This window comes from Actinomadura fibrosa (assembly GCF_900659615.1).
Classification (GTDB): Bacteria; Actinomycetota; Actinomycetes; order Streptosporangiales; family Streptosporangiaceae; genus Spirillospora; species Spirillospora fibrosa.
This window is the reverse complement of record NZ_CAACUY010000359.1, coordinates 1-6,999: the sequence shown is the minus strand read 5'-3', so window position 1 is coordinate 6,999 and position 6,999 is coordinate 1. Positions and strand designations below refer to the sequence as shown.

6 protein-coding genes are annotated in these 6,999 nt (G+C 75.2%); 5 read left to right on the top strand and 1 reads right to left on the bottom strand.

Annotated features, from left to right (window positions below):
- Positions 1 to 122 precede the first annotated feature (122 nt).
- From hpnD to hpnH, 5 genes are read left to right on the top strand one after another with little or no spacing between them, the layout of a single operon-like run.
- A complete protein-coding gene (hpnD, locus tag E1300_RS46050; protein ID WP_131763584.1) occupies positions 123 to 1,040 on the top strand; it encodes a presqualene diphosphate synthase HpnD in 918 nt (305 codons plus the stop codon).
- Positions 1,037 to 2,359: a hydroxysqualene dehydroxylase HpnE gene (hpnE, locus tag E1300_RS46045; protein WP_207400365.1), complete on the top strand. Its 1,323-nt coding sequence runs from the start codon at positions 1,037 to 1,039 to the stop codon at positions 2,357 to 2,359. Before hpnD ends, hpnE begins: the two co-directional genes overlap by 4 nt.
- Positions 2,356 to 3,369 (top strand): polyprenyl synthetase family protein, encoded by a 1,014-nt coding sequence (locus E1300_RS46040; protein WP_131763582.1) that lies wholly within the window; start codon positions 2,356 to 2,358, stop codon positions 3,367 to 3,369. Before hpnE ends, E1300_RS46040 begins: the two co-directional genes overlap by 4 nt.
- Entirely contained in the window at positions 3,369 to 5,294 is a 1,926-nt protein-coding gene (shc, locus tag E1300_RS46035) for a squalene--hopene cyclase (RefSeq protein ID WP_131763581.1), read from the top strand. Before E1300_RS46040 ends, shc begins: the two co-directional genes overlap by 1 nt.
- The gene (gene hpnH, locus E1300_RS46030) at positions 5,291 to 6,295 is read left to right on the top strand and encodes an adenosyl-hopene transferase HpnH (RefSeq protein ID WP_131763580.1); all 1,005 of its coding nucleotides are present in this window, start codon (positions 5,291 to 5,293) and stop codon (positions 6,293 to 6,295) included. Before shc ends, hpnH begins: the two co-directional genes overlap by 4 nt.
- A gap of 6 nt (positions 6,296 to 6,301) precedes the next feature.
- On the opposite strand, the gene E1300_RS46025 is transcribed toward hpnH, so the two are convergent.
- The coding region (locus tag E1300_RS46025; RefSeq protein WP_131763579.1) for a WS/DGAT domain-containing protein at positions 6,302 to 6,999 on the bottom strand (698 nt) is incomplete at its 5' end.

Sequence of the window (6,999 nt, the reverse complement as noted above, 5' to 3'; positions counted from 1 at the left end):
GGCTGGACGGCGTCCCCGCCATGGTCATCAACGACCGCTACGACGTCCTCGCGCGCACGCCGCGGCCCCGCCGGGCCGCGCTGCTCGCCGGCTGGGCACGCGCTCTTGGAGGGGGCTGAGTGATGACGGTTTCGGAGGCTTACCGGCAATCCGCGAGGGTTTCCGAGGCTTACCAGCACTGCGAGCGGGTGGTGCGCGACGAGGCCCGCAACTTCGGCTACGGGATCCGGCTGATGCCGACCCCGAAGCGGCGCGCGATGAGCGCGATCTACGCGTTCGCGCGCGGGGTGGACGACATCGGCGACGGCCCGGAGCCGGCGTGCGTGCGGCTCGACCTGCTGGACCGGTCGCGGCAGCGGCTGACGACCGTCCAGGACGTGCTGTGGCGGCGGGCGGACCCGCGGGCGCTGGAGGGCCATCCGGTGCTGACGGCGCTGGCGGACGCGGCGGACCGGTATCCGATCCCGCTGGACGCGTTCGCGGAGCTGATCGACGGCTGCGAGAGCGACGTGCGGGGCGCCTCCTACGAGACGTTCGACGACCTGCTGCGGTACTGCCAGCAGGTGGCGGGGACGGTCGGGCGGCTGTCGCTCGGGGTGTTCGGCTACGACGGGCGGCAGCGGGCGGAGGGCCTCGCCGACTCGCTCGGGGTCGCGTTCCAGCTCACGAACATCCTGCGGGACGTCCGGGACGACGCGCTGGCGGGACGGGTCTACCTGCCCACCGAGGACCTCGTGAAGTTCGGGTGCACGCTGCGGCAGGACGAGACGGGCGATTTCGTCGATCCGCCGTGGCGGCTGCACGACCTGGTCAGGTTCCAGGCGGAGCGCGCGCGGGCCTGGTATGCGGAGGGGTTACGGCTCCTGCCGCTCCTGGACCGGCGGAGCGCGGCCTGCACGGCGGCGATGGCGGGGATCTACCGGCGCCTTCTGGAGCGCATCGCCGAGCGTCCGTCGCTGGCGCTGGACTCGCGGATCTCGCTTCCGACGTGGCAGAAGGCCGTCGTGGCGGCCCGCGCGCTGACGGGGGTCGAGCGGTGAGCGTCGTCATCGTGGGCGGGGGGCTGGCGGGCATCAGCGCGGCGATCGCCTTGCAGGAGGCGGAGGTGCCGGTGACGCTGGTGGAGGCGCGGCCCTGGCTGGGCGGCGCGACGCACTCGTTCCGCCGGGGCGTGCTGAGCGTGGACAACGGCCAGCATGTGGCGCTGCGCTGCTGCACGGCGTACCGGGGGCTGCTGCGGCGGCTCCGCACCGACCATCTGCTGGACGTCCAGGACCGGTTCGACGTGACCGTGCTGCGGGCCGACGCGCTGCCCGCGCGGCTCCGGCGGGCGCCGCTGCCGAGCCCGCTGCACCTGCTGCCCGCGCTGGCCCGGTACGAGCCGCTGTCGAGGACGGACCGGCTGCGGGCGATGCGGGCGGCGGCGGGGCTGCGGCGCCTCGATCCGCGGGACGCGGCGCTGGACGACGTCGCGGCGGGGACGTGGCTGGCCGGGCGGGGGCAGGGGCCGTGGGCGCGGGAGGCGCTGTGGGGGCTGTTCGTCACCGCGGCGCTCAACGCGGAGGTGGACGACGCGGCGCTCGGGCTGGCGGCGATGGTGTGCCGGCGGGCGCTGTTCGGGCGTCCGGACGCGGCGGACATCGGCGTCCCGGCCGTCCCGCTGGAGGACCTGCACGGCGGCCCGGCGCTGCGGCGGATCGAGGAGGCGGGCGGGACGGTCCGGCTCAAGGCGAAGGTGGAGGCGGTGACCGCCGACCCGAAGGTGGTGGTCGACGGGGCGCCGATCGCCGCGGACGCGGTGGTCATGGCCGTCCCGCACCAGGCCGCGGCGCGGCTGCTGCCGCCGGAGGCGCTGCCGGAGCCGCTGCGCTGGCCGGAGCTGGACGCGAGCCCGATCGTCAACGTCCACGTCGTCTACGACCGGCCGGTGCTGGACCTGCCGTTCGCCGCGGCGGTCGGCTCGCCCGTCCAGTGGGTGTTCGACCGGACGGCGGTCAGCGGCCTGGACGGCGGCGGCCAGTACCTGGCGGTGTCGCTGTCGGCGGCCGACCGCTGGATCGACGTGCCGAGCGCGGAGCTGCGCGCCCGGTTCGTCCCGGAGCTGCGGCGGCTGCTGCCGGCGGCGCGGCGCGCCCGCGTCCGGGACTTCTTCGTGACGAGGGAGCGGCGGGCGACGTTCCGCCAGCGTCCCGGCAGCGGGGCGGCGCGGCCGAGCGCGGCGACGCGGGCGCCGGGACTGTTCCTCGCCGGCGCGTGGACCGACACGGGCTGGCCCGACACCATGGAGGGAGCAGTGCGCAGCGGCCTCACCGCCGCTCGCCTGGTCCGTCGCCACCTTGAGGGGGTGAGGGACCGGTGACCACCGTTCCGGTCTCGATGACCGATGTCCGCGAGCTGGTCGACGGGGCGCTGCGCGCCGCGGTCGGCCGCCTGGACCCGCACAACTACCGCGTCGCGGCCTACCATCTCGGCTGGGCCGACGCCGAGGGGCATCCGCGCGCGGCCCCGGCCGGCAAGGCGCTGCGCCCGGCGCTGGCGCTGCTGTCGGCGCGGGCCGCGGGCGCGTCGCCGGAGAGCGGGCTGCCGGGCGCCGTCGCGGTGGAGCTGACGCACGCGTTCTCGCTCCTGCACGACGACATCATGGACGGCGACCGGACGCGGCGGCACCGTCCGGCGGCGTGGACGGTGTTCGGGGAGCCGGCCGCGATCCTGGCGGGCGACGCGCTGCTGTCCCTCGCCGGGGAGGTGCTGCTGGAGGCGCCCGGGGCTGGCTCCGCGCGGGCGGCGCGGGCGCTGGCCGCCGCGACCCGGCGGCTGATCGCCGGGCAGTCCCTCGACCTGGAGTTCGAGTCCCGCCACCAGATCACGCTGGAGGAGTGCCAGGACATGGCCGCCGGGAAGACGGCGGCGCTGCTGGCGTGCTCGTGCGCGATCGGGGCGATGCTGGAGGGGGCGCCGGAGGCGCTGTCGGGGGCGCTGGAGTCGTTCGGCGCCGACCTCGGCGCGGCCTTCCAGCTCGTGGACGACCTGCTCGGCATCTGGGGCGACCCGGCGACGACGGGCAAGCCCGCGCTGTCGGACCTGCGGTCCCGGAAGATGTCGCTGCCGGTGGTGGCGGCGCTGAACTCCGGGACGCGCGCGTCCGGGCTGCTGATCGAGCTGTACACGCGGCCGGGCCAGCTCGACGACGCGGAGCTGAGGGAGGCGGCGCGGCTGGTGGACATGGCGGGCGGGAAGGCGTGGGCGGAGGCCGAGGCGGCGCGCCGGGTCGAGTGCGCGGCGGGCCATCTCGCCGAGGCGGGGCTGCCGGACGCCGTCCGCGCCGAGTTCCTGCGCATCGCCGACTTCGTCACGCGCCGGGACCACTGATGACCACGACGGATCCCGTCGAGGAGGCCGCCGCCCCGGCCGAAGCCGCGGGCAGGACCGCCGCTCAGGCGGCGCTGGCGTCCGCCCGCGACCACCTCCTCGGGTTGCAGTCGCCCGAGGGCTGGTGGAAGGGCGAGCTCCAGACCAACGTGACCATGGACGCCGAGGACCTGCTGCTCCGCCAGTTCCTCGGCGTCCGCACGGACGAGGAGACGCTCGGCGCGGCCCGCTGGATCCGCTCCCAGCAGCGCGAGGACGGCACGTGGGCCAACTTCCACGGCGGCCCGCCGGAGCCGTCCACGACCGTGGAGGCGTACGTGGCGCTGCGGCTCGCCGGGGACTCCCCCGGCGAGCCGCACATGCTCCGCGCCGCCGCGTACGTGCGCGGCGCGGGCGGCATCGGCGCGACGCGCGTGTTCACGCGCTTCTGGCTGGCGATGTTCGGCGAGTGGTCGTGGGACGAGCTGCCGGTGCTGCCGCCGGAGATGATGTACCTGCCGCGCTGGTTCCCGCTGAACGTGTACGACTTCGCGTGCTGGGCGCGGCAGACGATCGTCCCGCTGACGGTGGTGGCGGCGCTGCGCCCGGTCCGGGCGCTGCCGTTCGATCTCGCGGAGCTGCGCGTCCCGGACGCGCGCGGACGGCGCCGGGGTCCGCGCCGCGTCGGGCTGCCCGGCTGGGCCGGGGCGTTCGGCGCGCTCGACCGGGTCCTGCACGGCTACGAGCGGCATCCGGTGCGCGGGCTGCGGCGGGCGGCGCTGCGCCGCGCCGGTGAGTGGATCATCGCGCGGCAGGAGGCGGACGGGTCCTGGGGCGGGATCCAGCCGCCGTGGGTGTACTCGCTGCTCGCGCTGCACCTGCTCGGCTACGACCTCGCCCATCCGGTGATGCGGCGCGGGCTGGCGGGCCTCGACGGGTTCACGATCCGGGACGGGAAGGGGCGGCGGCTCGAAGCCTGCCAGTCCCCCCTGTGGGACACCGTCCTCGCCATGATCGCGCTGTCGGACGCGGGGGTGCCCGCCGGGCATCCGGCGCTGGAGCGCGCCGCGGGATGGGTGCTCGGCGAGGAGGTCAGGGGGCCCGGCGACTGGTCGGTGCGGCGTCCCGGCCTGCCTCCGGGCGGGTGGGCGTTCGAGTTCCAGAACGACGTCTACCCCGACACCGACGACACCGCCGAGGCGATCCTCGCGCTCGGCCGCGTCCGGGATCCGCTCGCGGGGCCCGCGATCGAGCGGGGGCTCCGCTGGATGGCCGGGATGGCGTCCGAGGACGGCGGGTTCGCCGCGTTCGACGCCGACAACGTCCGCGCGCTGTGCCGCAGGCTGCCGTTCTGCGACTTCGGCGAGGTGATCGACCCGCCGTCGGCGGACGTCACCGCCCACGTCGTGGAGGCGATGTGCGCGCAGGGCCTGGCCGACTCGACGACCGTCAAGCGGGCCGTGGTGTGGCTGCTGAAGGCACAGGAGCCGGACGGGTCGTGGTTCGGCCGGTGGGGCGCCAACCACGTCTACGGGACGGGCGGCGTGGTGCCCGCGCTGATCGCCGCGGGCGTCCGGCCGGAGAAGCCCGCGATCCGGCAGGCCGTGTCCTGGCTGGAGCGCCGCCAGCGCGACGACGGCGGCTGGGGCGAGGACCTGCGCTCCTACCGCGACCCCACCTGGATCGGGCGCGGCGTGTCCACGCCCTCGCAGACCGCGTGGGCGCTGCTCGCGCTGCTCGCCGCCGGGGAGCGTGGCCCCGCCGTCGACCGCGGCGTAGCGTGGCTGGTGGAGCACCAGCGTCCGGACGGCACCTGGGACGAGGACCACTTCACCGGCACCGGCTTTCCCGGCGACTTCTACATCAACTACCACCTGTACCGCCTGGTGTTCCCGCTGAGCGCGCTGGGCCGCTACCTCGGAGGACGGGAGGGCGGGACGCCATGACGATGCCACTGCGCCAGAGCCTGCGGATCGGCGGGTACATCCTGCGGAACAGGCTCGCCCGGCGGTCGAAATTCCCGCTGATCGTGGAGCTGGAGCCGCTGTACGCGTGCAACCTCGCGTGCGCGGGCTGCGGGAAGATCCAGCATCCGGCAGACGTGCTGAAGCGGCGGATGCCGGTGGAGCAGGCGGTGGCGGCGATCCGCGAGTGCGGCGCGCCGATGGTGTCGATCGCCGGCGGCGAGCCGCTGATGCACCCGCAGATCGGCGAGCTGGTCGCCGAGCTGGTGCGGATGAGGCGGTACGTCTTCCTGTGCACCAACGCGCTGCTGATCCCCAAGAAGATCGACCTGTTCACGCCGTCCCGCTACTTCGCCTGGGCCGTGCACATCGACGGGGTCGGCGCGCGGCACGACGCGTCCGTCTGCAAGGAGGGCGTCTTCGACGACGCCGTGAAGGCGATCCGGATGTGCCAGGAGCGGGGCTTCCGCGTCACCACCAACACCACCGTGTTCAACACCGACACCCCGCAGACCGTGATCGAGGTCCTGGACCACCTGAACGACGAGCTGCGCGTGGACCAGATGATGATCTCCCCCGCGTACGCCTACGAGAAGGCGCCCGACCAGGAGCACTTCCTCGGCGTCCAGGAGACCCGCGAGCTGTTCCGCAAGGTGTTCGCGGACGGCCGCCGCAAGCGCTGGCGGTTCAACCACTCGCCGCTCTTCCTGGACTTCCTCGAAGGCAGGGTCGACTTCCCCTGCACCGCATGGGCGATCCCGTCCTACTCGCTGAAGGGCTGGCAGCGTCCCTGCTACCTCATGGACGACGGGTACGCCGACACCTACCAGGAGCTCCTGGAGACGACCAACTGGGGCGCCTACGGCCGCGGACGCGACCCGCGGTGCGCCAACTGCATGGCCCACTGCGGCTACGAGCCCACGGCCGTGTTCGCCACCCTCGGCTCGCTGAAGCAGTCCCTGCGCGCCGTGCGCAGCGTCTGACCCCGGCTACGCTCCGCCGAGCTCCTTGATCACGTCGAGGACGGCGCCGGTCAGCCGGTCCGCGTCGTCCACGAGGCCCGGGTCCACGGATACGCCGAAGCACAGCTCGCGCTGGACGCCGAGCGCGCCGACCGCCAGGGGCGCGCCCGGAGCGAGCGGGATGAACGGGTACACCTCGGTCAGCGGCGCGCCCGCGAGCCGCAGCGGGCGGTCCGGGCCGGGCAGGCTCGACACGATGCCCTGGAGGAAGCGCCCGCCGTAGACGGCGCGCGCGAACCGGGCGTGCAGCGGCGCCGGCATCAGCCGTCCCACCTGCCGCATCACGAACCACGCGGCGAGCGGCCGGGTCCCCGAGCGCAGCACCCGGGCGCGCCGCGCGATCACCGCGAGCCGCGCGGTCTCCGGCATCGCGCCGAGCGGCAGGTCGATCATGACCGCGGTGGTGTGGTTGCCCTCGGCTCCCCCGCCGGGCGCGCGCATCATCAGCGGGACGGCGACCCGGCACGCATCGGGACGCGCTCCGTCCAGGACGGTCCGGTTCAGCGCCCCCGCGACCCCGCACAGGACCACGTCGGTCACCCGCGCGCCGTGCCGCCGCGCCGCGTCCCGCGCCAGGTCGAGCGGGACGGTCACGGTGCCGAACCGCCGCGCGGACGTCCCGGACGCGGGCAGCCGCGCGGGCGGCGCGACGTCGGCGGCGAGCT

Coding starts and splice junctions, on each gene's coding strand:
- hpnD (WP_131763584.1), top strand. CDS start 123: ATGACGGTTTCGGAGGCTTACCGGCAATCCGCGAGGGTTTCCGAGGCT.
- shc (WP_131763581.1), top strand. CDS start 3,369: ATGACCACGACGGATCCCGTCGAGGAGGCCGCCGCCCCGGCCGAAGCC.
- hpnH (WP_131763580.1), top strand. CDS start 5,291: ATGACGATGCCACTGCGCCAGAGCCTGCGGATCGGCGGGTACATCCTG.